The following is a 1,293-nucleotide window of genomic DNA, read 5'->3' on the forward strand; positions in this document are numbered from 1 at the left end:
GCAGGGCTGTTTCATGTTTGAAAATTATAGCTTACTTTTTAGCCATAATTCTCAAACATAATAGCTATTTTCGGAAGAATTAATATTTCCTATAAGGGCTATATAATATTAATTATATGAAATAGTTATCTAAATAGCATAAATATTCCTATTCCCTACGGAGTAAGACTTACGTTTGTGATTTTTCTCTATTTTTCCTAAACTAATCGCTCTATTCTTAACTTGGGGATGAAGAGATAGCCACTAATTTCTCCCACTGATTTCCTAACCACCTTCTTCCCTCTGTTATTGATAAAAATCCTAAACCTCTGAAAATATTCAATCCTAGGGTGTTGAGCAATGCCAAATTAGTCGCCGCTCGTACTTGATGAATTTTCATACTATCCTCTTTAAATAACACATCTTTTACCCAATGAACTTGATTTTCAATCCCCCAATGCCCTTTAATCTTTTGGGAAAAAAATTCTGCCTTTTCCCAGATACTACTTATATAATAAACCGTTTCTTTATCAGACTTTTTTCCTCTGTATCCCCACCGTTCTACCTGAATTATACTTTGAATATGTTCCCAAAGGCTTTCAATTTTTATTGATTTTTTAAACACTGATACCCGACGAGTTATTTCTCGTCCATGACCCCGCTCTTTTTGAGTATCTATACTTTCAGCTTTCGTCGTTTTTATGATTTTTTCGATTTGATTATACAGTTTGATTTGATTCTTCTTAACCGCAATTAAATAATCGTTTTCACTCTCGATAATCTTTCGGACTGTGGTGACATTACAATGTAACGTATCCGCAGTTATCAACTTTCCTTTTAGACCACATTCTCCTATCATCCTTTGGGCTACAGCTTGTTCTGAACCGGTTTTACTCTCGAACTTTTCCGTCGCTAATACTAATCCTGTTTCTTGACTAAATATAGATACCATTATTCCCATGTTTTGCTGCTGATTTCCGGGGTCTTTTACCGTACTTCTTAAACTTTTTCCATCTATTGCTAATCCCTCTATTCCCTTTAATTTAGGAGAATTATCTCTTGACCATTCTTTTACTATTTTACTTAAATCTTTCTCATCTACTCCTCTCATTACCCTTCTTATTGTTGAAATAGCACTTCCCATAACTCATACCTTTTTCCCTGACTTTTTCTGAAGTCCTTGACTTTTTTTAAATTTTCTATTAAACTCGTTAGCATCTTTTTTTAGAAAAAATGGCGATCGCTTTCCATTTTATCAGGTGGCTATCGCTCTTTCTTTACTCTTTTTCACCCGACTTTGAAACAGCCCTGCCC

General features: G+C 34.4%; 1 pseudogene. It reads right to left on the reverse strand.

Annotated elements, in window-relative coordinates:
• Positions 1-217: 217 nt before the first annotated feature.
• Positions 218-1,197: pseudogene (locus PL11201_RS25420) on the reverse strand (ISAs1 family transposase).
• Positions 1,198-1,293 lie beyond the last annotated feature (96 nt).

The organism is Planktothrix sp. PCC 11201, from assembly GCF_900009135.1.
Lineage (GTDB): Bacteria > Cyanobacteriota > Cyanobacteriia > Cyanobacteriales > Microcoleaceae > Planktothrix.